This is a genomic window from Scytonema millei VB511283, assembly GCF_000817735.3.
In the GTDB taxonomy this organism is placed as follows: Bacteria; Cyanobacteriota; Cyanobacteriia; order Cyanobacteriales; family Chroococcidiopsidaceae; genus Chroococcidiopsis; species Chroococcidiopsis millei_B.
The window spans coordinates 219,088-245,094 of sequence record NZ_JTJC03000004.1 but is presented as its reverse complement, the minus strand read 5'-3'; the positions used below and the strand labels follow the sequence as shown (position 1 = coordinate 245,094).

Here is a 26,007-nt window from a genome sequence, read left to right as displayed (position 1 = left end):
TAACTGTTGATTCACTGCCATTGAGCGAAAATTTGCTTCATCCGCGCGATCGCTTCATCCGCTGCTTGCTCTGGAGATATGCGATCTACAACTATGCGATTGAGAGCTTTGCCCCAAAGATTCTCCGCCACAACTAGGCTATAAGCGGGATTTTGGACGTGATAAAACGATCGCGTTTGACCCTGAGTTAGTTGCTTCATGGCAGTTGAGATGTGGGGGTCGGTTGGATCTGTCCAGAAAGGATCTTGCCAAACTTGCCGATTGACTGGCAAAAAACGTCCTCCCGCAGCTTTGAAATATGCTCCAGTTACCTCTGGTCGGATTAAATAAGCCAGAAAGTCCTTGGCTAATTTCTGGTGCTGGGACTGGTTAAATACAACAGCCTGCCTCAGTGTAACCAACAGACGCATTGGCTTGCCACTAGGTTTATTGGGAAACTCGATCGTACCTAGCTGATAACGGTAGACATTCGGATTTTGACGCACGGCAGCAGCAATTGAAAGCGTCAAATTGGGTGTTGTCAGCACAATGCGGTTGAGCAAGCTGCGATTGTTATCTGGGTTTGACCAGTTAGTTGCATCTGGTGGCACGTAGCCCTGACGGTAAAATTTGGCATACCACTCTAAGCATTTAACGATGCCTTGACGGACTTCGGGATCGTCTACGCGCAGTTGACCTTGGGAGTTGAGAATCTGGACATCGTAGGCTTCTAAAATCTGTTCAAAAAAGAAGTAGGTTTCTACAGCTCCCATCGAGAAAGGAAAGCCTAAGCCGTAAATCTGCCGCTTTTGCTTTGCTCGCAGATCGCGCTGTACTTGCGACCAAAAATCCCAAAAGCCATCCCAATCTTTAGGAATATCCCGTTCGCGCCGACCCACTTGCTCTAGCAAGTCCCGCCAGTAGAAGATGTGAATAGTTGCCTGATAGATTGGTACTGCATAGTAACTTCGCTTTTTAGCTGCGTTGTTATAAAAATTAACAGCTTGTAGTACCGAATTGGGATACAGCTGCTTAACTGGTGCGATCGCCTCTGAGACATCTGCTAGTTTGCCCTCCCAAGCCAGACGCGGATTTAGTTCCTCCCCAGCACGGTGACTCATTAAGAGATCGGGTGGCTTGCCTGCCCTAATTGCCCTTTCTGCCTTCTGTAGTAGCTCGTCGGTGGGATAGAAAGACAGCTTGACTTTGTTACCAGTTTGTTGCTCCCAACGGCTCGCAGCTCGTTGTAGTGCTTCGTCTTCTTCTAGGGTAAAGCCTTTATCCCACCAAATATTTAACGCTCTACTCTCAGTAGAGGAACCGCTAGCTGAAGATACACTGATTTTCGAGTTTTCTACTTCAGAGTTTTGAGTACAAGCAACAACTGTAAGGCTGAGAAATAATGCTAGAAATTTGTAGCGATGGCTCAATCTCAAGCGATCGCGATGTTTAAGTCGTAAGTCGTAAGTCGTAAGTCGTAAGTCAGAACTAGTCACGGTTTAAGTCGTAAGTCGTAAGTCAGAACTGATAACTGATAACTGATAACTGATAACTGTTTCTTCACTGCCATTGAGCGAAAATTTGCTTAATTTGGGCGATCGCTTCATCTGCTGCTTGTTCGGGAGCAACGTCATTGACAACGACTTTATTCACAGCCTTACTCCAAACACTCTCCTTGAGAACTAGGCTATAGGCAGGGTTTTGGGCAGTAGAAATCAGGCGCGTTTGTTCCTGCATGACTGGCTGGGCAGCAGTGGAGATGTGAGGATCGCTCTTGTCTGTCCAATATGCGTCTTTCCAGACGAGTTTATGGACTGGCAAAAAACGCCCTCCCGCAGCCTTGAGAAAACTTCCGATTATCTGCGGTTGGATTAAATAAGCGAGAAAGTCCTTAGCTAACTTCTGGTTTTTAGAGTCGGCGAGGACAACCGCTTGCTTAACTAGAGCTAAATAACGCATCGGCTTACCGCTGGGTTTATTAGGATACCCGATTGTACCGAGTTTATAGCGGTAAACGTCTGGTTGTTGGCGCACAGCAGCAGGAATCGAGAGGGAGTTGTTGGGAGTCATAACGATCTGGCGATTGAGCAAGCTGCGATTATTGTCTGGGTTCAGCCAGTTGATTGCCGCTGGTGGCACGTAGCCCTGTTTGTAAAATTGAGTGTACCAATCTATACATTTGATAATGCCTTGGCGGACTTGGGGATCGTCAACGCGCAGTTGACCTTGAGCATCTAGAATTTGAACGTCATAGGCTTCTAAAATTTGCTCAAAAATTTCATAGGTATCTACAACTCCAGCTGAGAGCGGAAAGCCAATTCCATAAATCTTCTGATTGTGTTGGGTTTGTAGAGTCTCCTGCATTTGTTTCCAAAACTTCCAGAAGCCATCCCAATCTTGGGGAATATCCTGCTCGCTCCGTCCTGCTAACTTGAGTAAATCTCGCCAGTAAAAAATATGAGGTATCCCCTGATGAATGGGGATTGCATAATAGCTGCGCTGTTTTTTGCGGTTGTTATAAAAATAAACACTGGCTAATACGGTGTCGGAATAAAACTGCTTCACTGGTGCGATCGCATCTGAAACATCTGCTAATTTGCCTTCCCAAGCCAGACGCGGATTCAGCACCCGATCGGCATTATCATTCATTAAGATATCGGGCGGACTTCCCGCCTGAATTGCCCTTTGAGCTTTTTGCGAGAGTTCGTCATTGTTATAGAAAGAAAGCTTGACTTTGTTGCCAGTTTGTTGCTCCCAGCGGCTCACAAGTTGTTGCAACGCTTCATCTTCTTCCAAGGTATAGCCTTTATCCCACCAGACTTTCAAGACTTGACTTTCATTTGAAGACTGGTTGACTGAGGATAGGTTTGTTTCAGAGTTGTTAGTGCAGGCGATCGCCACGATCGCGATCGCGATCGTTATGAATGGGTATCGCCAGCGAAAGGTCGTGCGCTGCGATCGCCAAGTCCGTACCCAATTAATCAGTTCTATGAAATTGTGAGGCATTAAACTACGACTCAAGTAAAAAAATATCAAATGCTAAAAAATCAGGTCGAAATTTATAGATTTTTTGTTAAGAGAACCATAAAAACTAGCAATATAGCAGTCCTACTTGAGTTATAAACTTATCGTTATGGTGGTTGCCAGTTAACAGTTAACAGTTAACTGTCAGCCGTCAACCGTCAACAAACAATACCCAAAATTTACGAATCATTTAGGATTGCTATAATAACTATTTACAACCAGACAGCTCATGTTTGAGCGAATTTTTGTAACGACGGTGGCGATCGCACAGATGGCGATCGCCCTCACTCATATTGCCACCGCGCACCAATGGGACTGAAAGAAAGTTGCTACCCCCAATCCTAAAGCGATCGCCAAGACCAAACATAAAGTGCCTAAAAATAACTTTTGGAATTTGGCAGCTTTTCGCTCTTGCAGCAATCGCGCTGCTATTTCTTGAGTTCGTTCTGCTTCCAATCGCGTCTCGACTTCTCGGCGATCGCATTCTTGGCTTGCTGCTAAAAACTGATAATCCAATTCGCTCAAACTTTTACCCTGCGACCAAGCTTGAGCCTCGACTAAGGCTTGCCCGCGCAACAACCGCGAAGAGTCGCGTCTTTGTGAGATTAACCAAGCATCTAACGCCTGGGAGTAGGGGCGCAGTTTCGCCAATTGTTTTTCTACCCAAGCTTGATTAAATACTTCTCGATAGATGCGGTTTTTGACTTGCAATTGTCCTTGGTGCTTGACGACCAAACCCGATAACAACAACTCAATTTGCTCTTGAGAGTCATCTACGGGGATTTCAACTCCTTGTAAAATTTGCTGATAGATACCTAGCAAAGCACTAGCACGCTGTTCGTTTCGCAGCAAGCGATCGCGGATCGTCTTCAAATGCTCTGGCTCGTCCTTCGCTTCCCAGTTTTCAATAATGTGCATTCTGACCAGCTTTTCTAAGATTAATGGCGGGAATTGGTAATAAAAACGGATCAGATGATAATTTACGATCGGTAGATGGTAATCTAGCTTGAATCGATCTTCGCCTTCTAGACTTGTAAATTCCTGTAAATCTTGACTCCCACTCATCCTTTCCTGAATCGCAATTTGACAAAGTTTCTGAGTCAGAAATGGTTGTCCGTCTGTCCAAGCCAAGATATCTTTGAGTACAGATATCGGATTAGCTACCTTATCCTCTAACCCAGCTGCTAGCGGCTGGACTTCTGATAGATCGAAGCCATGCAAGTCGATAGATTTACCGATATTGAATGGAGTTCGATGGCGATCGGCAATTAAATCTGAAGGCGTTGCTACCCCAAATAGCGCCCAAGTCAGGCGGTTATATTCTGGATTCTCCGCTCGCTGGTTGTAACAAGCTCGAATCAAGGCAAAAAAATCTTCAGTAGGAAAATTAAGTCCGAGAACGCTATCAATTTCATCAACAAAAATAAAGATTTTCTCGCTGTTAATTTGGACTAACAAAATGTCTTCGATAAATTGGCTGAATCGCTGGAGGAGAGATAAATCTTCTCGTTCTTGCCACCAAGCTTTGAAATTGATTTTGCCAAAGAGATTGAAGCCTCTTAACAGATCGACCATCACACCCTTGTACCACTGAGCCGGAGTAATATTTTCGCTGCCGATCCGTGTCATGTCGATCGAGGCACATCTGAAACCTCCTGCTTCTAAACGATGCCGAGTTCTCAGCCGCAGGCTAGATTTGCCCATTTGCCGGGAGCTAAAAACATAACAAAACTCACCTCTAAGCAATGCCTGATACAGTTCAGCGTCAGCCTGTCGCTCCACGTAGCTAGGAGCATCCATTTTGAGACTGCCACCAACTTGATATTCGTATACGTTCATAGGCTTAGCCTAATTGCTCGCGGAAATACAATCGATACAACTCACAGCTTGGCGTTGCCAAATTTCCCTCCAGCTTGACTAGTCCCATACTTTCTAATTTATAGGCAGCGATCGCTTCTAATTGCACGGGTTCAGTAGATGTGACGACTCGCTTGAATGCTGTTGCTAGTTCGGGATGCTCTTGGAGATTAGCAAGATAACCCCGCAAGCGATCGCTATAGACTCCAGAAACTGTAGGAGCAGTTTGTAGAAGTTGGTTTAGGCTCACCTCCTGGCGTGCCAAATGATAAAGCGCAATGCGGATCAGATAGGGATGTCCCCCCACCATTGCTAGCAAGAGAGCTAGATTTTTCACCCCCTCCTCGCTCTTACTCCAATCCAGACGATGACGTACTGCCAGCTCCTGCGCTTGCTCCAAACTAAATTCTGGTAATTTAATTGGTAATCCCACGTTAAAAGGAGATTGATTGATATCTAGAGGGATATAAGCTTCCGTAGCATGAACTACCACCAGTCGGAGTTTTTTCCAAATCTCCAATTCCGAAGCATCTTCATACCAGGAGCGCAGCAGTGGCAGAAAATCGCTAGAGATTTCAGGATACTCGAAAATCCGATTGACTTCATCCAAAGCCAAAACCATTGGAGAGTCAATTTCTGCCAGTAAAAATTCTTGGAAATATAACGAGCAGCTGACTTTACTGCCAATATCCTCATCCCAATAATCATCCAGCCTCGACTCTAAATTCAACTGACGGCTAACATTCGCACACAACCAGCGTAAGAATTTATCCAAGGACGTGAAAATACTACTGTCTGCTCGCTGCAAGCTTAACAGCACGGTGTGAAACCCCTGCTGTTTGGCATGAGCCAAAATTCTATGCATTAGGGATGTTTTTCCCATCTGCCTGGGAGCTTTAAGTCGCAGTAGGCTCCCAGGTTTGCTAATTTGGGTATAGGCAAGTGCTTCAATCGGCGGACGCTCGATGTAAAATAGGGAATCAAGCGGTACTGGTCCGCCAGGAAATTCTAAAAAGTCAGGCTTGGGGCTAACAGATGCACTTTGCATCTCCCTCTCTTTTTGCCCTTGAGATTCATGCATCGACTCGCGCCACTGACGCTCTAAGGCGGCGCGAAAGTTAGTTTTACTGACATTTTCTCCTAAAGCTTTGCTCAAGAGCTTCCAGAATTTGGGACCGACATCGCGCGTCAAGTAACTGACAGAATAACCCGCAGTCTCAGCCGTCTGCTCGTAGGTCTGACTTTGCCAAGCACCCATGAGAATAGCAGTTTCTACGTCACTCAGATGCCTGCCCCACTGGGCAAACACAACTTTGTTGGTTATTTCAAGTGCTTGGTCAAAGTTCATACCGATACTACACTGACCCTGCTGCTTTACTTATATCTGAGATTACCAGAAATGTTGAAATCCGTTGGTTATAGCAATTTTCGATTGTGTGCGTGATACGGGTAGGGGCGCGCGGCTTGCGCCCCTACGGACGTGTATTTTACCCAACGTGAGTTCGACGGGGTTAAAAGACAGCAGGAGGAAGAGCAGGTAAGCCTTTGGGTTCTAAATCGAGAGAAGGTTTTCGGGGCAAATAAGTATAAGCTGTTAATCCAGCTAACAAGTTGACCAGGAAATTCCAGATGCTTCTATGTCGGGAATGCTCGATTTGAGAAATGTTCTTCAGTTGGTCATAAACTGTTTCAATTAAGGCTCGCTTACGTAAGAGAATTTTGTCGATCAACTTGACCAACTGTTGCTTCATCTTCTTCTTACGCCGTGTAATTAACTCCAAGCCTTGCTGATAGAGTTGCTCAAACAATTCCTGAGATATATAACCACGATCGCCAAATAGCTTACCAATTAGGTCTTGGGTTAAGTCCGGCACAGGCTTGCGGTCATCTACATTGCCAGGGGTCAGCTTAAAAGCTAGCAACTCGCCTCGGTCATTGATAATTAGGTGCAGCTTAAACCCATAGTGCCACCCGACCGAATTTTTGCTCCAACCCACCATGCCTTCAAACACACGATGGCTTCTAGAACGTTTTGGATGACACACCTCAATCGGAGTTGAATCAATGAATGAAATGCCAGTGACTTCTCCCTTACGGGTCTGTACAAAGCAGCATAACAGCATCAACGACCAAGGCATCAATTCGACAAAACGAGTATAGCTGACTAGATGAGGAAAAGCTTGACGCCAGCCTGGTAGGACTTGTAGCGTGTAGAATTCTTTAAAAGTACGATATCCCGAGCCATGAAAAGCAATTACTATCGTCATCACCTCACTCAGACTTAAACGAGAGCGACACAAGCGTTCTCCACAACTTGCCGTCAATAGCATCTGTTGCTGCCAATGTCGTTCAAAGGTTTGATAGAAGTCGTCTACCTCACAAAAAATTTGCGTCACATCTAGGCGAGATACAATGGTGCTATTCATAACTGAGGCCGAGCGCTGTGTATTTTGAGCATAGGTCTCTTTTTTCTTTTTGGCTCATCTCCCACCGTCGAACTCACGTTTACCCAATTGAAAACCGCTATGAAGAATTTCAGTAGCGACGTAAACGGGTCATTATCATGCGAAAAGCAATCCCTAACGCATCTGCAGAGGGATAGAGAGACTTGTAGTTGTCCCAGTTCGGATAACATCGAGCAAACTAGCGGCGTGACATACTTGTCTATGTTGTTAGAAACTAGATAACACTCAAGTTTTTAACCCGTACGCCATACAACCAAAGGATCGTGGACAAATATATTCTTGTTGATTGCGGTTTTCACGATGAGCTAGAAGCATTAGCAACCCTGCGTCAATCATGTCGGATTGTATATCGTCATGCAGCTGGTAAATTAGTTGAGATTCAAGGTCTCATTGTGGATGTTTATGCTGCAAACCAAGCTGATTTTCTGAAGATGAATGATGGTACAGAAATTCGATTGGATAAAATTGTTTCGGTTAACGACAAGCAGATTTCTTTTTGTACAGACTGATTGGTAGCGGTTTGCCATTGGTAAAACAGACGATCTGTAGGGACGCACAGCTGTGCGTCCCTACAAAGCTACCCGCGTTATTTCCACCCAGCTCGATCCATAATTTGCAAGGCTGTTGCACCATTGCGACCAAACACAGCCGCATTGAGCGAATCTTCCTTAAATTTCCCGTAGCTTGCCAAAATCGGATCGACTGCAACACCGGCTACGACTGGATATTCGTGATTGCTCTTGGCAAAAATTTCCTGGGCGCGAGAACCTGCCAGAAATTCGAGGAATTTAATTGCGTTTTCTTTATTGGGAGAGGTCTTGACCAATCCACCACCGCTAATATTGACGTGAGTACCACGACCCTTTTGGTTGGGGAAAAACACGCCAATTTTTTCAGCAATGGCGCGATCGGCAGGTTTATCGGAAGCTGCAATTCGTGCTAGGTAATAGGTATTGCAAATTGCTAAGCTTCCCACCCCAGCAGCGCAGGCTTGAATTTGTCCGACATCATTCCCCTGGGCTGGACGAGCAAAGTTTGCGACTAGCCCCCGTACCCAAGCCTCCGTTTTAGACTCGCCATTAGCCGCTAAAATCGAACCGACTAAGGATTGGTTGTAAACATTATTGGACGGTCGCACTAAAATCTGACCGCGCCATTTCGGGTTGGTCAAGTCTTCGTATGTGGACAGGTCTGCTGGTTTTACCTTAGTTTTGTCATACATAATCACCCGCGCCCGCTTCGAGAAGCCGAACCACAGACCATCAGGATGACGCAGGTTCTTGGGAATAGCTTTAGTCAAGAGCGCTGATTTGGCAGGTTGAAACAGCCCTGCTTGTTCTGCCCGCCACAAACGCCCTGCATCGACTGTCACCAAAACGTCTGCTGGACTATTGGCTCCTTCACTTCTAATCCGCTCGATCAGAGGATCGGCTTCGCCTTCAATCAGGTTCACTTGAATTCCCGTAGCATCTGCAAAGGCTTGATAGATTTCACTATCTGCATCATAGTGACGCGCTGAATAAAGATTGACTACTCGATTGCCCCCTGTTTGGGCTGACACTCCCAGCCCCCACGTCCCCATCGTTACAGTTGCCGCAGCAGCACCAGCACTAGCACCCAAAAAGGTGCGACGAGTCATCTTGCTCATAAATCCTTCTAGCTTACGTTCTCGCGATCGCAATTTTGATATTTTGATTTAATAATAATAATGTCATTAATAGGCACAGACTTTTAAAAAAGTTTTGCATTAGCTCAAAACTCCGTCCACTGGCGTAAGAGATTGGCATGGCTTTTCGAAATTAAATCGAATACAGGCGTTTTGCCGGAGGCTTCAAACAGCGTTTGACGTGCCGTATCGAGATCGAACAAAATTTCTCGCTGTTGAGGATCGCGTACCAAACTTTGAATCCAAGTGACTGCTGCTAGGCGCACGCCTTGAGTCACGGTTTCCACGCGGTGCAACGTGGATGAAGGATAAACGATCGCCGATCCCGCAGGCAACTTAAATGCTACCTCTCCCTGGGTACTCTCTATTATCAGTTCTCCCCCTTCGTAAGTGGTAGGATTGCTGAGAAATAATGTCATCGATACATCCGATCTCATTAGAGGATCGTACATCAGGGCATTATCAACATGAGTGCCGTAAGACATGCCGATCTCGTAGCGACTGATAGTTACCGGACGAACAATATAGGGACGCACCGCCATTTGGAATAAGGCGTGCCGCTGTAAAGCTGCATCAATGATATTTCGCACGCTTGCCAGTGCGGGCGAACTCTGAGGCAGTTGGGTATTGTGTTTGACCTGACGAGCGTGCCAGCCAGCTGTAGCTTTACCGTCCACAAACTCAGCCATCTCCAGCTTGGCGATCGTCGTTTCTAGCTCTGTAAGGTTAAGAATATTGCCAATACACAGAATCATGGCGATCGCAATGCTGTAAGAAGGAGTTAGGGAAAGGATAAGGGAGATAAGGCGAGCAATTCAAAATTCAAAATTTCCCAACTCTCGACCCCTGCTCCCTGATAATTGTCAACTGTCAACCAACAACCAATTACCAATTACCAATTTCCCTAATAACTGATAACTGATAACTGATTTACTGTGTCATTTTTGCCCATTCTTCAGGCAACATATTAGCGACGATCTCAAACTTCCCCTTGCCATCTGGCTTCACAATGTATGCAACGCCTTGAGGCTCTGGATAAATTCCTGTTGCCGCATCAAACACGTCGTCGTGACCCACAACTACCGTATTGCTTCCGTCAGCAGGCGTAGTCGTGAGGAATGGCATCACCGCATTCCGCATTTGGGCTTTCTGGGCTTCGGTGTAATCTTCAGCAGGTGGAAAATTTAAGGCTGCTCTCTTTTCAGTGCGACCAAACGCAATATCTGCTGTCTGCCAAGCACGACAATACTCGCTAGAGTAAACTTGACCCACAGGAATCTTCAACGCTTCAAAAGCTTGACCGATCGTCCGTGACTGCTGCCAGCCAACTTCACTTAGCATTCGCTGAGTCGAACAATCTCCCATTTTTGCAGAGACTTGGTCGGCATAATCCTTTTCAGTTTGGGCATGTCGGAAGTAAATGACATATCCACCATTCTGCAAGGCATTTAACAGTTGCTTACCACTGAGCTTATCCTTGAATGATGTTCCTGCTTCACCGCCTTCACCGCCTTCACCACCCTGGCTAGGGGTAGTAGTAGAAGGCTTGGCGGGACTACCACCTTCACCACCCTGCCTGGGAGTAAAGGTGGTGGGGGGCTTAGCGGGGCTACCACCTTCACCACCTTCACCACCTTCACCACCTTCACCACCTTCACCACCTTGGCTAGGGGTAGTAGTAGAAGGCTTGGCGGGGCTACCACCTTCACCGCCTTCACCGCCCTGGTTAGGGGTAGTAGTAGAAGGCTTGGCGGGGCTACCACCTTCACCGCCTTCACCACCTTCGCCACCTTGGGCTATCTTCATCACTGAAGCGCGATCGGGTATTTCGATCGCCCTTTCCGCAGCTGCTTCTGCGGCGCGATCTGACCCTGCGATCGCAGCCGCGCCTGAAAGAACGTAAGCGCCCACACCTACCCAGATTTTTACCTTACCTAAGTTCATAACTCACTAACCACATTAATTAACTAAGACCAGGGAACTACGTGCTACTCGAAAATCGATTCAGCACTATCTAGTCAAGACAAGATTCAGTCAAGACTTGGCGTTTAACAAAACGCCTTTTCGATCGCAGATAGCCTGCTAATGATAAGTTTTTGCATTAGACAGGAATATACCACGATCTCGTGTCAAAAGAACTACCTGTAGTCAATTTCCTCCGGTCTGGTACGGGTAATCTGCCGACTTAAAGCAATCACAGGAATAATACCAACAGCGACAATCGCCAATGCGGGTGCAGCCGCCTCTGCCAAACGCTCGTCTGCTGCTAGCCGATATACCTCCACTGCCAGCGTATCAAAGTTAAACGGACGAACGATGAGTGTCGCAGGCAATTCTTTCATCACATCGACAAAAACTAAAATTGCTGCCGTTAGCAAGCCGCCACTCATTAACGGTGCGTGAATCTGCACCAGAGTGCGGGTCGTGCCACAGCCGAGCGATCGCGCCGCGTCATCCAGGTTGGGTTTAATACGGCTGAGGCTGGATTCAACCGTGTTATACGACACCGCCAAGAAGCGCACCAAATAGGCAAATACCAGCGTTGTAATTGTGCCACTGAGCAACAAGCCGGTAGAAATGCCGAAAGTCGATTGCATCCCAGCATCTATAGCATTATCGATCGCCCCAATTGGAAACAGCACGCCCACGGCAATCACCGCGCCAGGAATTGCATAGCCCACCGTTGCCGTTCTGACCGCTACCTGCATACCCCAATTAGAACTCAGCCGCAAACCGTAAGCCAGGATTGGCGACACGACGACTGCCACTATTGCCGTTACTGCCGCTAGGATCAGACTATGGCGAGAAAGCTCCCAAAAGCGTTGGCTAAAGTTGTGGGTAATATCGCTAGTTGCCATGTACAGCAAGCGTCCGGCAGGAATCAAAAAACCCAGCGCGATCGGCAGTCCACAAACGATGACAGCAGCGATCGCTCGCCATCCCCGTAACTTAAACGCAGACAATCGCTGATAGCGTCCCGTGTGGTGATAGCGCGTTTGCTGCCGAGACCAGCGCTCCAGCCCGATTAGTAACAGCACAAACACCAATAACAACGCCGATAGCTGCGAGGCAGCAATTCGATCGCCCATACCAAACCAGGTGCGGTAAATCCCAACACTAAATGTATTCACGGCAAAATATTGCACCGTACCAAAATCATTCAGCGTTTCCATCAGCACCAGCGATACTCCTGCGACAATTGCTGGTCTAGCCAGCGGCAATGCAACTCGCGTGAAGCTGCGCCACGGATTGCATCCCAGTAACCGACTTGCTTCTAGCGTACAAACTGACTGCTCTAAAAATGCCACGCGGCTGAGTAAGTAAACGTAGGGATACAGCACGAGACTGATAATGGCGATCGCGCCACCAAGCGATCGAACGGTAGGAAACCAGTAGTCATTCACGCTCGTCCAGCCAAACATGTCTCGCAGTGCCAACTGCACCGGACCGTAAAACTCTAACAACTCGGTATACACGTATGCCAACACGTAAGCTGGAGCGGCTAATGGTAGCAGTAGCGCCCATTCTAATAGCCGCTGTCCGGGAAATCGGCACATTGTCACCAACCATGCCGTGCCTACGCCAATCGCCACCGTACACAGTCCAACTCCCAGCATTAACCACAGAGAACTACTAATGTAGTCCGGCAGCACTGTGGCTAGAAGGTGATTCCATACCGTGCCGGAGTTAGTCAAGACACTACTGAGTACGACTCCAATCGGAGCGAGAATCAGTAAGGCGATCGCTATAACCAAGAACGTCCAGCTATTCCAGGAACGTTTGAAAATGCGATGAGAGTCGAGCGTAGGCATAGGGACACAATGAAGCAAAAAGATAATCAGAAACAATTTGTCCAGCAAGATGAAATTCTTGATGAGAATATATTGCAGGACTCCATTACACTATAAAGGCAAGTCTAAGTTTATATACTGGCTTTTCTGGTTTCATGCCCTCTCCCCTTCTCTGTCTGCATCAGGTCACTCGACAATTTTCCCGCCGAAGTCAACCCGCCGTCTGTGGGGTTTCCCTATCGTTGCCAGCAGGCGATTTACTAGCGCTGCTCGGTCCTTCTGGTTGTGGTAAAACTACGCTCCTGCGGTTAATTGCTGGATTTGAACAGCCCCAGAACGGCACGATTGACATTGCCCAGCGGCGGGTATCGGGCGACGGGCATTGGTTGCCCCCAGAACAGCGGAATGTGGGGATGGTGTTTCAAGACTACGCCTTGTTCCCGCATCTCACGGTGAGTCAAAATATTGCATTTGGCTTAGATCGCTCCTCTAAAATTACGAAGCAGGTGAAAGATGCACTCGCCTTAGTCAATCTGACTGGCATGGAAAACCGCTATCCTCACCAACTCTCTGGGGGACAACAGCAGCGTGTTGCTCTCGCTCGTGCCATTGCTCCGCGTCCGGCGCTAATTTTGCTTGACGAACCGCTGAGCAATCTGGATGCACAAGTGCGATTGCGGTTGCGGCACGAGTTGCGGGCGATCCTTAAAGCTGCGGGTGTATCAGCAATACTGGTCACGCACGATCGCGAAGAAGCGCTATCAATCGCCGATCGGGTTGCAGTCATGTGCAATGGTTATCTGGAGCAAATTGATACGCCAGAGTACCTATATCAGCAACCAGCATCGCGGTTTGTTGCCGAGTTTGTCACCCAAGCCAATCTGATTCCAGCTCAGCGACGAGGTGATGTGTGGCAGACAGAAATCGGCACTATCCCTGTTTCCCTAACTGGCGATCGCGATCGGCAGGATGCAGTCGATCTGATGGTGCGCCAAGAAGAGATCGTTCTCACCCCCGTTCCTACCAGTCAAATTTTAATTCGCGATCGCCAGTTCCTCGGACGCGAATATCGCTACGTCCTCCATACGCCTAGCGGTCGTGAAATCGTGGCGCGGACTCCTACAAACACTTATTTAGCGGTTAACACTCCAGTGCAGCTAGAGATCGCCACCCAAAAGTTACAGCTTTATCCTACAACCTAAACTCACACCCCTTGTCAACTCCTTTAAGGAATGCAATAGGCATTACAGTTTTGGAATGATGAACCCGTTACGACCAGGGAAGTCTAGAGGCGAGCGCGCCTATTAGCACGATAAATCCTAACGCCCGCCGGAAGTAGTTAACACCTTGGAACAGTTCCAGCCACGCCCAAGTGAACAAGGAGCCAAAGGCGAGTGCGTCTAGCCCTGTGTGGATGTTGCCAGTCGTGGGAATCAAATTGAGTAAAGTTGCTGCTAGCCAGACCAGAATCGGCAGATTGGGCTTTTGAGCCAGAACAATCTCGCCCTGGCTGTCCCGAAAAGTACGGTTGAACAAAGTGTCTTCCATATCGGTGAAATGTAGGTATGATTTTTGAGTGTACTGTAGGCAGTAGCTCAACGCTCATCCACCAAAAGAGTAGTGTTTTCGGGACTATTGAACGAATACTGACAATCTAGACGATCGCTTCGTTAGTGTAGGAAAAATCTGTTTCAGAACTTCCACGGTGTTAGATGGGTGTGGTGACAGTCGAATGTTCTCCAGTATCTGCGATTGTTTTGACTCGTTGCAGATCGCGGAGCAACCGAAAACGTCGAATGCTTAGAAAAAGTGGATTTGCATGATAATATGCCCGCAAATAGATTTCAATCTTTTCTATTGCGGAAGTATTAGACAGGTATTCCTCAATAAAGGACTTACACCCTGGCTCAATGCCACCTGTTTGCCAATATATACCCAGACCAATGCCAAAAATTTTATTAGCAAAATTAATCATAACTGGAAATTTCTTTCGCATCCAATAAGCAGTTAAAGTTAAGATTCTGGCTTCAACTTGTTTCTTATTACCATGAAAAAAATCTAAGGTAAAAGCATTATTTTCATGAACATTCTGAATGGCTAAGTCCTCATTTAGAAAGAATCCAGATGATAATGCTAAAGCTGTAAATTTGATGTAATGATCTCCTAAGGAGATATTTTGAGCAACTGGCATTGGTAGGAGTTGTTGAAGTAGCGATCGCTGAAAACAAAGTCCTGATGTCGCTGGAACAAAATATGGTAATTTTCCTTGCCGTACCTGTTGTCTAAAGTCTACTTTGTGGCTAGAGATGCCATCTGGATCGCTTCTTATAACCGTATTTTTACTATAGTCGAGCAACTTGAGAGGATGATAGCACCAACCAATATCTGAATTTAGTTGAAAAATTTCAACAATTTTTTCTACCTTCGTTCGGTCAAAAGCATCATCGGAATCTAAAATGCAAATAATTTCACCTTTGCTAGCAAGAAACCCTGCATTAAAAGCAGAAGCTTGTCCGCCATTTTTTTTGAAAATTGAAATAATGCGATCGCCGTATCCAGCAATCACGTTAGGAGAATTATCAGTAGAACCATCATCAACGACAATTACCTCAACGTTATAATAAGTTTGGTTAAGGGCGCTGTCAATCGCCTCTCCTAAAAACTGACCGTAATTATAGTTATTAATCAGAATACTAACTAACGGATTTGTGACAAAACTACTGAATTCCGTTTCCAACATTACCTCCCAAACATAATGATATCAATTAACAAACGGACGACTGGCTGTGAAATGGACAGATGAGAAATCCGCTCCAAGTATTCCCAGCACATAAGTTGCAGGCACTAGTTTATAGACATTTTCCTACAGCTACTTTAGTTTCTCTGCTTACAGATGCAAATGGGTTTAGAGATGATAAAGTAATAGTGAAAAGACTGCGATCGCATTTCTCGGTTGCAAATCAAGTATAATTGCGAATCTCGACACGTTCGGTAGCGCGAGTGAGCGATCGAGCAGTAAGCACACCCGTTAAATGAGTGCGATACTCTGTGGAGATGTAGTTGTTAGAAAGGCTATTCAGTACTTGGCTAGCTTCCTGGCTTATGGACACGCTTTCTGTCGCCAGATTAGCCGCAGCCGCAATGTTTTTTGTTGTCGGTGCTTTGCCCTCCAGTGCTGCCTCGACCTGACGCAGACGGATAGCATGAGCATGAGCGCCAGTAACAGCCACACGGCATTTGCTCACAATACCGCTGGACGATCGCCTAATCAAGGTCGCAATGCCACAAATGGTATAGCCACTGGCTGGGTGCTGGAACTTTTCGTAGGCACTATTAGTTCCGGTAACATAGGGTGGCAGATCGATCGAAGTGACGATTTCACCAGGCTCCAGCCCTAAATTGAAAGAGGCGTTGATGAACTCTTCAGCCAGAATCGCACGATGACCGCTTGGATCGATCGTGTTGAACGTTGCTTCTAGAACCAAAGCAGCGGCAGGTAAATCGCAGGCTAGGTCACGATAGGCAAAGATGTCACCAATTCTGCCCCAGTTGCGGATCTGGGCATCACCAATGCTCAACGCTGCTTCAGCCAGAGCGCGATAGTTTTCCTTGACCTTGAGGGCATTAGCAGTTTGGGCATAGGTAGTCATAACACCAATTTGGACGACACCGTTCGGATCGCGATTGAGTCCAATCCCTTGCAAGCCCTGAATTTTTCCTAGATCTACTAGTAGTAAGGGGGAGACTCGACCTAGCTTCATTTCTCTCAGTAAGCTGTGACCACCGGCAAGAATCTTTGCTCCCTCGTTCTCTTTTAGCAGATTCACCGCAGCTTCCAGAGTTTCAGGTGCAGCGTAGTCAAATTGACCTGGAATCATGAGACTTTATCCATTATCAGTTGTTCTGCGTCAGTCGAAAAAATCAAGTGGGAGTAGTAGATGAATATCTGTCCGTAACCCATACGATCTCGCGATCGCCCTCCTCAAGACTCATTATTCCTGGGGGTTTCATGCATCATCCGCCAAACTTTTTCTGGCGTTACAGGCATATCGATGTGAGTGACCCCCAAGTCGGAAAGGGCGTTACAAATAGCGTTGACGATCGCCGGAGGTACAGCTGTAATGCTGACATCACCTGCACCTTTCGCTCCAAGCGGGTTATGGGGAGTAGGTGTGACAGTGCGATCGAGTTCAAACTTGGGTAACTGCGAAGCTTTGGCGATCGCGTATGTCGTAAATTCGTCCGTCAGAATTCGTCCGTCGCGATCGTATACAGCCTCTTCAAACAGGGCTTGACTGATACCAAAATGGATATTACCGTGCGTTTGACCATCCACGATCGTTGGGTTTCCCACATTTCCGAAGTCATCTACCGCTACATAACGAACGACTTCAATCTGAGCGGTTTGTTCGTCAATTTCGACTAGGGCAATGTGAGTGCCGAAGGGATAATTGAAATCTGGTGGATCGAAGTAGGCGATCGCTTCCAAACCAGGTTCCATCCCTGCTGGTAAATCCCAAGCGTACCAAAGCGCCAGTGCAATCTCCTTTAAAGTTTTGAACTGCTCGGGCGCACCTTTAACATAAAATTTACCTCGATCGACTACCACATCTGACTCTGCCACTTTGAAGATGTGGGCTGCCATTTGACGTGCTTTCGCGTCGATCTTTTGGGTAGCTTTGTACACTGTCGCTCCTTCCACGCTGAAGGAGCGCGAACCATAGCTGCCTTGTGCATAGATAGCACCCTTAGTATCGGAGTGCAGCACTTCAATTTGCTCTAAATCAACACCAAGCACCTCAGCGATAATCTGAGAAAAAGATGTCACCTGACCCTGACCGTGAGGTTGCGCCCCAGTAATCAGAGTGATATCACCCGTTGGATGAACGCGGATATGGGCGCTTCCCCAAGTACTCCCATTCAACCCTATATCTCTAGCCATTAGGGGGCAGGGACCAACACCTGCGATCGCGACATACGAACCAATTCCAACTCCGAGACGTTTGCCGCGCGTTCTAGCTTCCGCCTTCCGCTGTGCGATGTTGTTGTAATCGATTGTCGTTAGAGCTTTATCGAGCGCTACCTCATAGTTGCCAGAGTCATAAGTCCAGCCCAGACCGTTCTTATAGGGAAAGCGATCGGCAGCAACCATATTTTTACGACGGACTTCAGCCGGGTCCATGCCGATCTGCCGTGCAAAGAGATCGACCATGCGCTCAATGAGGAAAATTGCCTCAGCACGACCAGCACCCCGAGCCGGACCATTGGGAACAAGGTTAGTAAACATACAGTAGACTTCGTAGAAGGGATGCGCGATCGCATAGGCTCCGGTAATGCTGCAACCTGTGAGGATTGCAGGAGCGCCTGGTCCATTCGTAGCTGGGTAAGCTCCTAAATTGGCGTAGTTCGTGCAATGAAGTGCAGTAATTTGACCTTCTTTTGTCCCAGCTATAGTTACATACTGGATTTGATCGCGAGCTTGCACTGTAGAGCGGGCTAAGCCTCGGCGCGTGTCAACCCACTTGACAGGGCGACCTAACTCCTTAGATAAAAAAAGTACAAGCGCCGTATCTGGGTAAAGATAACCTTTGGAACCAAAGCCACCGCCAATATGGGGAGCGATGACACGCAGCTTGTTGTAGGGAATACCCATCACGAGTTGAGAGAGCAGAAAGCGGTTTCCATGAGGAATTTGGGTATTCGTCCACAGAGTGTACTCCCCAGTCTCGGGGTTGTAATCGCCGATGGAAGCGCGAAGTTCTACGGGGTTATGGATGACTCGTTGGTAGCGGATTCTTTGCTTGACGACCACCTCAGCATTGGCGATCGCCTGCTCCGTCGCCTGTTTATCTCCGTGAGAGATGTACTGGTTGAGATTGTTGGGTACTGTGTTGTGTAGTTGAGGTGCATCGGGCTGAAGCGCTTCTTCTGCATTGACGATCGCCGGTAACGGCTCGTATTTCACCTCGATCGCTGGCAGGGCATCATAAGCTTGCTGACGGGTTAAGGCGACCACCACTGCTACAAATTCACCGATGTAACGAACTCTGTCTGTAGCTAGAACAGTTTGGGCTCCGGGGAGTCCGTAGGGGTAGGAGGGAAAACGGGATTCTGCGCCACCAGGATTCATGATGCACGGTAGGGGCATAATGGAACTAGTATCAGCTCCAGTAATCACCCGTACAACCCCAGGCATTCGCTCTGCGGCACTAGTATCTATACTTTGGATCAGTGCATGACCGCGATCGCTATGCAAAATTGCCATATGCAGCATATGAGGCAACGTGATGTCGGCTGTGAACTTAGCTTCCCCTCGCAGAAGTTCTGGGTCTTCGCGTCGCTTCACTGATGTCCCTAAGATTTTGTTAGCCATGCTGCTCCTGTTTTACGAGCGTGCTGAATTTTTTGCCGAGATTGCCTTTGGTTTTATCTCGCTCACCTTACTGGACGCTATATCCCCCATCGATCAGCATATTGTGTCCGGTGACGAAGGAAGCTGCTTTTGAACACAACCACACCACAGCTTCCGCTACCTCCTCTGGTTCGCCAACACGTCCCACGGGATGTGCTGCTGCAAGTTGAGAAACTATATCGTCAGTGGCGCTGTTCAACATATCGGTATTGATGGAACCAGGACTCACGACATTAATACGGATACCAGACTTGGCATACTCTATCGCTGCCGATCGCGTTAAGGCAAGGATTCCGCCTTTAGTCGCAGCGTAAGCGGCATAGCCCGCAAAAGCAACGATACTAGCGGCAGAAGCCAAGTTCACAATCGCCCCACTCTTCTGTTTGAGCATTGCTGGGATCTCGTATTTGAGACAAAGCCACGTTCCTTTGAGGTTTACGTTGATATGACGATCCCATTCATCTTCTGACACATCGGTGAGTAGACTGGATGCCGAGATGACACCAGCGCTGTTACAAGCGCAGTCTAAACGACCGTAAGTATCCATAGTTTTGTTGACCAGCGCTTCTACTTCAGCCGCCTTTGACACATCAGTCTTGATGAAAAGGGCTTCACCTCCTGCCTCTTGTATGCGGCGCACGGTCTCCTGCCCCTCGGCATCGCGACGGCTGGCAGCCACGACTTTCGCTCCAGCGCGTGCAAATGCAAGTGCTGTTGCCTGACCAATACCTGATGAAGCCCCAGTGACAAGGGCAACTTTTCCATACAATCGATCTGTCATAAAACTTTATTTTTTCAGGTAAATAGGTGTTTCCTTGTAATGCTGCATTTCATCAACTGACTTAAAGTAAGGGGATACCAATTGAAAAAACTTTGGGAAATACGAACTGTTCCGAAAACCCTGCATATGACCTTCAATGGAATCCCAATCAATACGAAGAATGTAACGATTCGGTTCCTCTACACAGTGAGCCAGCTGATAGCCCAGACAGTTAGGAGATTCTGCTAAATATTGCTGCGCTTGTTCGTAAGCAGATTCAAAAGCAGCTTCTTGACCGGCGGGAATATTGTACCTAATGATTTCAATCACCATGAGGCTTGCTCCATAGATGAATTCAACTTGTACGGAAAAGAGGGTAGCGTGTTAGAAACGTATGCTGTCAAATCAATTGACAGTACTTGTGCCACCACCGTCCACTCGGAGGTTCGCGCTATTGATGAAATCCGCAAGGGGGCTTGCTACATAAGCAACAAGATTTGCGATGTCTTCAACCCGTGCCAAACGACCGACTTGGTTGTACCAAATCTCTTTGAGTACGTTTTTTTCAATCTCCGCCCAGTCCGTACCCCAGCCTCTGATAGCTGCAGTTTCGCGGAAAAAACGCTCAAGTCCTAAAGTTCGGACAATGCCGGGGCTGATTGAGTTGATCGTTACCCCCGTTTGTGCTAACTCCTTGGCTAGGCTCACCGTCAAATTGAGGATTGCCGCTTTGGTAGCCGCGTAGTCGGGCATATTTGCAAAAGGCTGCGTCGCTTCTGTGCTGGCAATCTGGATAATACGCCCCCAGCCGAGTTCCTTCATTTGGGGTACGAGAAGGCGAATCATGCGCACCATAGAAACCACGTTGGCGTTGTACATTTGCAGCCATCCCTCAGTCGGAGTGTCCATCCAGCCTCGGTTGAGAAACATGCCCGCACAATTGACCAAAATGTCCACGCCGCCAAGAGACTGCAATGCTTTGTCTGCTGTTTGACATGCGCCTTCGTCGGTTGAGAGATCTCCAATGGCAACTACTGCCTTTCCGCCACCTGAGGTAATCTCCTGAGCTACTCGATTCGCCTGTTCTTCCTTTCGACCGTGTATGACAACGATCGCGCCTTCCTGAGCCAGCACCTTCGCAATGCCCTCACCAATACCGCTACTACTTCCGGTAATCAGCGCCCGCTTGTCACGTAGCTGTAAATCCATAAACTTGACTCACAAAAAGTATTGTTTGTCGTTTGACTGTTTTACATTAAAGACTGCTCCTCCTCAAAAATGCAACGTTAATTTTGGCAAGTAACTATACTGCCTATACAGCCATCCTCTCGATCGCACTTGCCAAACTCTCTTACCCCCAATTCCGACGCTCTCCAGGCGTGCCAACTTCTAAGCTGGAACTTTAACTTTGTTTAATTTCTTAGCAAAGGCTTTGGCTACCGCATCAGAGGAATAAGGATTCTGCCCCGTGACAAGGTTGCGGTCTTCTACTACATGCGAACCCCAGATAACATCTGCTTTCTCGTAAATGCCACCTAACCGCTCTATCTCAAACTGTAGTATGAAGGGTAGCATCCCTGCTATTGGTGTCACCAGTTCTTCCTCGTGGGAGAAGCAGGTCATGCGGTAGCCCTCAAACGGCCAGTCACCTTCGGGGGTTCTCAGCGCTAAAAGTCCACTGCCTCCGTGGCAAACAGCTGCGATTGGCTTATCTAACTCGATCGCCCAACGGAAGAGTTGCGTCATCGTATCCGACTTCGGCATATCCTGCATCGCACCATGACCTCCACTCAGGAAAATACCATCGTAGGAGGCGACTTGTGCTTTAGTAAATTCATCCAAATTCAGGGGTTTTTTGAGATCGGATGATGCCTCAATAAACTTAACAAACTCTCTGGCTTGCGCGGAGTCATCTACCTGCGATCCTACTGGTCTGACGTATGGCATGAAGTTCGGATCGATGCTGGTTTTATCCACGCTCGGTGCAAGACCACCTATTGTCGCTACATCAATTTCGTATCCCTCTTGCTGAAAGATTTGATAAGGGAGGACGAACTCCTCAGCCCAAAATCCTGAAGCATGTTTCTCTCCGGTTGACAAGGTGAGGGTAGCTGAGTTGGTCATCAGTATGAGAATCTTCATGGTGTTAAATACTCCTTGGTATTACAGTTGAAAATAAAGGAACATAGCATTGCTCGTTTAACAGCTTGCGGTACAACTTAGACTGTACGGTGATAGGTAAAGTCTTCCAAATCATCTCAGCTCGTGTCATGCATTCAGTTAACAATGCCTTAAAAACTAGTGGTATAGTGAATATCTGCAATGATTCGATCCATACAGCGTTCTGCTAAAGCTGCGATCGTGTATGCGGGATTTGTACATGCTGTAGAGCCAGGAATCAGCGCCCCATCGACGACATAAAGTCCTCGATAACCAGAGACTTGCCCGTAGTCATCACACGCTTTTCCTAAAACTGCGCCTCCCAGTGGATGGGCAGTGATAACAACGTCGGTTTCAGAATCAGTTTCAGAAGTGGGTCGGTTTGTAGTCGTGGGAGTATAAAATCTCATTTCCGTCATGGGCGTTTTGGTAGAAATGGCATTTTTACTGTCAAGGGTTTTGTAGGTTTTTTCTGTGTCTGCCATGAGTTGAGTTTCTCGGGGATAGTGTAACTTGACAGAATCTGTGGATGCATCATACGTGAAGGTTCCGCTTTGTGAGGGTAGACCCAAACCAAGACATTGTTGCGTTCCTTCAGGACTAGCCCAATTTTCAAGATTTATCAGTACTATTGGGCGATCGAGGTCATCGAAGTTTTCCAGCACTGCACCCGCAGGTCCCCCTTTACCAGATACAGGTGGTAAATTTGAACGAGTAGCAATGGTGTCGCCATTAGAACCCCAAAATTTACCAACGTAGTCATTTAATTTAGGTAACGAACCTTTTGCTTTAGCTTTGACCAAAAGTTTAGAAGTCCCCATAGACCCAGCTGCTAAAAATAAATAGCGACAGCGAAAAGATTTTTGTTCGACAACCTCTCCTGATTCATTTATCTGATTGCATGAAACTTGGTAGCCAGTTTCAGGATCTTCAGCAATCTCGACTGCTACATGTAGAGGAAATATTTCTACGAAACCAGTTTTCTCTGCTTGGAATAAGTAATTGCGATCCAAGCTCTTTTTAGCGCCGCTATTGATACCCCACCAATGGTCTCCGATAATCGTAGACTGTACTTTTGTCCCGTTGATTTCTTCACGAACTATATCCCAATCAACAGCTAAGTCTAGTAGATGATTGCGGAAACCTGCCTGAGTAGCGTGTTGAAGAAATAACCGCGTTGTATCGTAATAAGTAGTATTTAAAACATCTGAAGGAATTGGCGAAGGCTGTAAAATCGAATGGACGCGAGGATAATAAATTTCAGCCAATTCATCATAGCTAATCGAACTAGGAAAAACCTTTTGAAACAATTCGAGAATCGGTTGATAAATAATACTGTTGTAAACTAATGACCCGCCTCCAACCCCAGCCCCATTCAAAACAATAATTCCATCTTCAACTAGGGTTTCCATCACACCTGTATGGACATCGATCGGCTGTCCAAAGATAGTTGCTGGACTCAGCCAAGCGGCTCGTCCATCAGGATTATGGGGAGTAGCAAAAGTATTTTGGGCAGGTGTAATCGACCAACGACGACCTCGCTCTAGCACGACTGTATCGATCCCTGCTTGTCCTAAGCGTAAAGCTGCAACGGCTCCACCAAAACCACTACCGATCACAAGAGCTTCTACAGACTCATCATTTTTATATAGTTTATGAACCATAAAACCTCCTCATGTGTCTATAGCGTGTTCATTTGAGTTGTGAGCTGCTCGTTACGATTGTCATTGGTCATTGGTTATTGGTCATTTGTGAAAGCACGATTAGCATGTTACAGACAGATGGGCGATCTTTTCACAATTGGTTTAGAACCGCTATATATTTTGCATTAATAATGTTGCTCTTATTCTTTCTAGCTTGATTCAAGTGAATTTTGTGAAACTCAACATTTCAAAGCTTAAATCTCGCAAAATACGACGACAAGAGTCAATTTTTTGCAGCAGGGGTGCATTCTTTACACTGCTTGAATGAGTAGCCAAAAATATGCTCGTTGTTCGACCCACAGACTAGCGATCGCAATCGTTATCGAGATCGCGAACAATAGTAAAATGTTTGCGACTTTCATAACAATTTCTGTGAAATCAAACCAAATTTTTAGCGTGATGAAATACTTCTTCGCTGAGCCATTCAGTAGTAACTTTTAAATTGTGAACTGGTGTAGGCAGCATCTCCAGATAAGTTAGTTGACGGATTGCATGACCTATTCTGCCTTTAACTTCGTGCTTGTTAAATATTTCAGCAGCAGCCTCTTGCGTACCCAGTTTCATCAACGTTCCGCGCAAGAATATGCGACTAGCCTTGGGTTTCTCACCTACTGAAACAGCAACTAGGTTACGGGCGATCGCCTTTGCCTGCTGATAGGCAACCTGCGCTAGAGCTGGCTCGGGCTTGAGCAGCGTCACGCAGTCACCTCCAGCAAAAACTTCTGGATAGCCGACTAGGTTAAGGGCTGGCGTGACGAAGGGACGACCTTGTTTGTCGCGCTGCTCGTCGGAGATAGGCAATTTTTTGACTAGCGGATTGATGGCTGTACCTGCCGTCCAAATCATCGTTTCAGCTTCAAGCACGGCAGGTTGTCGATCGCGAGTATACTCCACTTTACCTGAATCTAGAGCAGTGACAGCAGCTCCAGTCAATAGTTCAACGGGAATGACATGCTTCTGTAGAGCAGTATAAGCAGTCTCGCGCAAACAAGCGTTCACATCACCAGAGAGAATATTTTGACTGCGATTCATCAACACTAGCCGGATTTCCTGAGGATTGCCACCTAACTTGGCATACCAGTTAGGCAAAAAATCTGCCAGCGTGTTTGCCAATTCAACACCCGTTGGACCTGCACCGATAACAGCAATTGTTAGTAATTTCTGGCGCAACTGGAAATCTTCAATTTGGCTAGCGCGTTGTAGAGATTGGCGTAAATGCTGACGTAGGGCGAGGACATCCAGCCCGCTGCGAAACGGGAAAGAGTACTCTTCAGCTCCCGGAGTTCCAAAGTATCCTACTGTGCTTCCTACAGCAAGCACGAGATTAGTGTAGGTATAATGCAAGCCAGAAGCCAGTTCGATCTTGCGTCCGGCTAAGTCTATATGCTCAACGGTGTCCTGCACGAACGTCACGCCACTTCCTTGAAGTAGTTCCTCATATTGGGGCCAAACCTGGTTTGCATCCATCTGTCCGTTGAGAAATTCAAATAGCAAGGGCTTAAAAACAAAACGCTCGGAGCGATCGATCAAAATTATCTGACCCGTATAGCCTAGATGACTCAGGTAAAGGGCAGTAAACAATCCAGTAAAACCACTACCCACGATCGCAGTTCGCAGCGTTGATTGGCTCATTTGACCTCCAAAGATGTACCAGATTGGAATGAAATCGAGAAGCTGAGCAGTAGCGGACGAAGTAAAAACTAAGCAGTTGATTAACCCGCAAATTTTGGATTTATGAGTGGCAATTTCGATCTGTGATTTCCTAAATAGTAAGAAGTACAAAGCACGGTTGCAAGGGTCGCTCTTTCGGAGCAAGTCTGTATTCTTTGTACAACAGAAGCGTCACAAATCGAGCGATCGCAACGAAGTTTAGCTCAAGCTTTTAAATCGGATTGACCTGTATTTTGTTATTAATATTTCTAGCGATCGCAGGCGATCGCCATCTGAATTTGTTAAAAGCTGCTTTGCCTACAATTTAATTTATTAGTTGGAAAACCACTCGAAGAATTACCCAAATAATGTGGCGTTTTTGATAAAACCCTTTCCTCAGTGCATTTTTCTAGCTTTTGTCCTGTACTGAGCCAAAAAAAACAAACTTACTCAGAAATATTCACCCTAGTGACCTTGCAACCTCACTCTTAGAATGGGCGAGTATACATCGACCGTCAAACACGAGGATAAATGCTACTA

At 46.9% G+C, this 26,007-nt stretch carries 21 protein-coding genes; 2 read left to right on the top strand and 19 right to left on the bottom strand.

Translation table 11 applies throughout. The features are described 5' to 3' along the window. Positions 1–11: 11 nt before the first annotated feature. The 5 genes from QH73_RS16135 to QH73_RS16115 all read right to left on the bottom strand — a co-directional run bounded on the left by QH73_RS16135 (position 12) and on the right by QH73_RS16115 (position 7,286). Positions 12–1,475 carry a sugar ABC transporter substrate-binding protein gene (locus tag QH73_RS16135; protein WP_052290225.1) on the bottom strand — a complete coding sequence of 488 codons (1,464 nt, stop codon included), beginning with the start codon at positions 1,473–1,475 and terminating at the stop codon, positions 12–14. A gap of 64 nt (positions 1,476–1,539) precedes the next feature. Next, a complete protein-coding gene (locus tag QH73_RS16130) occupies positions 1,540–2,985 on the bottom strand; it encodes an ABC transporter substrate-binding protein (protein ID WP_039717144.1) in 1,446 nt (481 codons plus the stop codon). A 306-nt stretch (positions 2,986–3,291) separates the two neighbouring features. Further along, entirely contained in the window at positions 3,292–4,842 is a 1,551-nt protein-coding gene (locus QH73_RS16125; RefSeq protein WP_039717145.1) for an AAA-like domain-containing protein, read from the bottom strand. Positions 4,843–4,846: 4 nt separating this feature from the next. After that, positions 4,847–6,208, bottom strand: coding sequence for an AAA-like domain-containing protein (locus QH73_RS16120; RefSeq protein WP_039717146.1), 1,362 nt, complete (start codon positions 6,206–6,208; stop codon positions 4,847–4,849). A 163-nt stretch (positions 6,209–6,371) separates the two neighbouring features. Next, positions 6,372–7,286 (bottom strand): IS982 family transposase, encoded by a 915-nt coding sequence (locus QH73_RS16115; RefSeq protein ID WP_039711688.1) that lies wholly within the window; start codon positions 7,284–7,286, stop codon positions 6,372–6,374. Between the two features lie 302 nt (positions 7,287–7,588). Between QH73_RS16115 and QH73_RS16110 the strand changes: the two genes are divergently transcribed. Next, positions 7,589–7,834 carry a hypothetical protein gene (locus QH73_RS16110; RefSeq protein WP_039717148.1) on the top strand — a complete coding sequence of 82 codons (246 nt, stop codon included), beginning with the start codon at positions 7,589–7,591 and terminating at the stop codon, positions 7,832–7,834. A 77-nt stretch (positions 7,835–7,911) separates the two neighbouring features. Here the strand turns inward: QH73_RS16110 and QH73_RS16105 are convergent, their stop codons facing one another. The 4 genes from QH73_RS16105 to QH73_RS16090 form a co-directional block, all read right to left on the bottom strand. Then, positions 7,912–8,973: a Fe(3+) ABC transporter substrate-binding protein gene (locus QH73_RS16105; protein ID WP_039717149.1), complete on the bottom strand. Its 1,062-nt coding sequence runs from the start codon at positions 8,971–8,973 to the stop codon at positions 7,912–7,914. Positions 8,974–9,077: 104 nt separating this feature from the next. After that, complete coding sequence (locus QH73_RS16100; RefSeq protein WP_039717150.1) at positions 9,078–9,746, bottom strand: Fe2+-dependent dioxygenase; 669 nt, start codon at positions 9,744–9,746, stop codon at positions 9,078–9,080. A gap of 175 nt (positions 9,747–9,921) precedes the next feature. After that, complete coding sequence (locus QH73_RS16095; protein WP_201278178.1) at positions 9,922–10,935, bottom strand: histidine phosphatase family protein; 1,014 nt, start codon at positions 10,933–10,935, stop codon at positions 9,922–9,924. Positions 10,936–11,129: 194 nt separating this feature from the next. Continuing rightward, entirely contained in the window at positions 11,130–12,803 is a 1,674-nt protein-coding gene (locus QH73_RS16090; RefSeq protein WP_039717151.1) for an ABC transporter permease, read from the bottom strand. A gap of 134 nt (positions 12,804–12,937) precedes the next feature. Between QH73_RS16090 and QH73_RS16085 the strand changes: the two genes are divergently transcribed. Continuing rightward, a complete protein-coding gene (locus tag QH73_RS16085; protein ID WP_039717152.1) occupies positions 12,938–13,984 on the top strand; it encodes an ABC transporter ATP-binding protein in 1,047 nt (348 codons plus the stop codon). A 67-nt stretch (positions 13,985–14,051) separates the two neighbouring features. On the opposite strand, the gene QH73_RS16080 is transcribed toward QH73_RS16085, so the two are convergent. The 10 genes from QH73_RS16080 to QH73_RS16035 form a co-directional block, all read right to left on the bottom strand. Beyond that, positions 14,052–14,330, bottom strand: a complete 279-nt coding sequence (locus tag QH73_RS16080; protein WP_039717153.1) for a hypothetical protein — start codon at positions 14,328–14,330, stop codon at positions 14,052–14,054. A 160-nt stretch (positions 14,331–14,490) separates the two neighbouring features. Then, complete coding sequence (locus tag QH73_RS16075) at positions 14,491–15,522, bottom strand: glycosyltransferase family 2 protein (RefSeq protein ID WP_039717154.1); 1,032 nt, start codon at positions 15,520–15,522, stop codon at positions 14,491–14,493. 220 nt (positions 15,523–15,742) lie between these two features. Next, complete coding sequence (locus QH73_RS16070) at positions 15,743–16,660, bottom strand: FAD binding domain-containing protein (protein ID WP_039717155.1); 918 nt, start codon at positions 16,658–16,660, stop codon at positions 15,743–15,745. Between the two features lie 104 nt (positions 16,661–16,764). Beyond that, positions 16,765–19,155: a xanthine dehydrogenase family protein molybdopterin-binding subunit gene (locus QH73_RS16065; RefSeq protein ID WP_039717156.1), complete on the bottom strand. Its 2,391-nt coding sequence runs from the start codon at positions 19,153–19,155 to the stop codon at positions 16,765–16,767. Positions 19,156–19,222: 67 nt separating this feature from the next. Beyond that, positions 19,223–19,975, bottom strand: a complete 753-nt coding sequence (locus QH73_RS16060; protein ID WP_039717157.1) for an SDR family oxidoreductase — start codon at positions 19,973–19,975, stop codon at positions 19,223–19,225. Between the two features lie 6 nt (positions 19,976–19,981). Beyond that, the gene (locus QH73_RS16055) at positions 19,982–20,287 is read right to left on the bottom strand and encodes an antibiotic biosynthesis monooxygenase family protein (protein ID WP_039717158.1); all 306 of its coding nucleotides are present in this window, start codon (positions 20,285–20,287) and stop codon (positions 19,982–19,984) included. A gap of 72 nt (positions 20,288–20,359) precedes the next feature. Then, complete coding sequence (locus QH73_RS16050; RefSeq protein ID WP_039717159.1) at positions 20,360–21,163, bottom strand: SDR family NAD(P)-dependent oxidoreductase; 804 nt, start codon at positions 21,161–21,163, stop codon at positions 20,360–20,362. A 180-nt stretch (positions 21,164–21,343) separates the two neighbouring features. After that, positions 21,344–22,096, bottom strand: a complete 753-nt coding sequence (locus tag QH73_RS16045) for a type 1 glutamine amidotransferase domain-containing protein (RefSeq protein ID WP_039717160.1) — start codon at positions 22,094–22,096, stop codon at positions 21,344–21,346. A 149-nt stretch (positions 22,097–22,245) separates the two neighbouring features. After that, positions 22,246–23,778, bottom strand: coding sequence for a GMC oxidoreductase (locus QH73_RS16040; protein ID WP_039717161.1), 1,533 nt, complete (start codon positions 23,776–23,778; stop codon positions 22,246–22,248). 417 nt (positions 23,779–24,195) lie between these two features. After that, complete coding sequence (locus QH73_RS16035) at positions 24,196–25,449, bottom strand: NAD(P)/FAD-dependent oxidoreductase (RefSeq protein WP_039717779.1); 1,254 nt, start codon at positions 25,447–25,449, stop codon at positions 24,196–24,198. Positions 25,450–26,007 lie beyond the last annotated feature (558 nt).

What these genes read in the sequence shown, in the direction of transcription:
- QH73_RS16130 (WP_039717144.1), bottom strand. Translation starts at nt 2,985, where the DNA reads ATGCCTCACAATTTCATAGAACTGATTAATTGGGTACGGACTTGGCGA.
- QH73_RS16125 (WP_039717145.1), bottom strand. Translation starts at nt 4,842, where the DNA reads ATGAACGTATACGAATATCAAGTTGGTGGCAGTCTCAAAATGGATGCT.
- QH73_RS16120 (WP_039717146.1), bottom strand. Translation starts at nt 6,208, where the DNA reads ATGAACTTTGACCAAGCACTTGAAATAACCAACAAAGTTGTGTTTGCC.
- QH73_RS16115 (WP_039711688.1), bottom strand. Translation starts at nt 7,286, where the DNA reads ATGAATAGCACCATTGTATCTCGCCTAGATGTGACGCAAATTTTTTGT.
- QH73_RS16105 (WP_039717149.1), bottom strand. Translation starts at nt 8,973, where the DNA reads ATGAGCAAGATGACTCGTCGCACCTTTTTGGGTGCTAGTGCTGGTGCT.
- QH73_RS16100 (WP_039717150.1), bottom strand. Translation starts at nt 9,746, where the DNA reads ATGATTCTGTGTATTGGCAATATTCTTAACCTTACAGAGCTAGAAACG.
- QH73_RS16095 (WP_201278178.1), bottom strand. Translation starts at nt 10,935, where the DNA reads ATGAACTTAGGTAAGGTAAAAATCTGGGTAGGTGTGGGCGCTTACGTT.
- QH73_RS16090 (WP_039717151.1), bottom strand. Translation starts at nt 12,803, where the DNA reads ATGCCTACGCTCGACTCTCATCGCATTTTCAAACGTTCCTGGAATAGC.
- QH73_RS16085 (WP_039717152.1), top strand. Translation starts at nt 12,938, where the DNA reads ATGCCCTCTCCCCTTCTCTGTCTGCATCAGGTCACTCGACAATTTTCC.
- QH73_RS16080 (WP_039717153.1), bottom strand. Translation starts at nt 14,330, where the DNA reads ATGGAAGACACTTTGTTCAACCGTACTTTTCGGGACAGCCAGGGCGAG.
- QH73_RS16075 (WP_039717154.1), bottom strand. Translation starts at nt 15,522, where the DNA reads ATGTTGGAAACGGAATTCAGTAGTTTTGTCACAAATCCGTTAGTTAGT.
- QH73_RS16070 (WP_039717155.1), bottom strand. Translation starts at nt 16,660, where the DNA reads ATGATTCCAGGTCAATTTGACTACGCTGCACCTGAAACTCTGGAAGCT.
- QH73_RS16065 (WP_039717156.1), bottom strand. Translation starts at nt 19,155, where the DNA reads ATGGCTAACAAAATCTTAGGGACATCAGTGAAGCGACGCGAAGACCCA.
- QH73_RS16060 (WP_039717157.1), bottom strand. Translation starts at nt 19,975, where the DNA reads ATGACAGATCGATTGTATGGAAAAGTTGCCCTTGTCACTGGGGCTTCA.
- QH73_RS16055 (WP_039717158.1), bottom strand. Translation starts at nt 20,287, where the DNA reads ATGGTGATTGAAATCATTAGGTACAATATTCCCGCCGGTCAAGAAGCT.
- QH73_RS16050 (WP_039717159.1), bottom strand. Translation starts at nt 21,163, where the DNA reads ATGGATTTACAGCTACGTGACAAGCGGGCGCTGATTACCGGAAGTAGT.
- QH73_RS16045 (WP_039717160.1), bottom strand. Translation starts at nt 22,096, where the DNA reads ATGAAGATTCTCATACTGATGACCAACTCAGCTACCCTCACCTTGTCA.
- QH73_RS16040 (WP_039717161.1), bottom strand. Translation starts at nt 23,778, where the DNA reads ATGGTTCATAAACTATATAAAAATGATGAGTCTGTAGAAGCTCTTGTG.
- QH73_RS16035 (WP_039717779.1), bottom strand. Translation starts at nt 25,449, where the DNA reads ATGAGCCAATCAACGCTGCGAACTGCGATCGTGGGTAGTGGTTTTACT.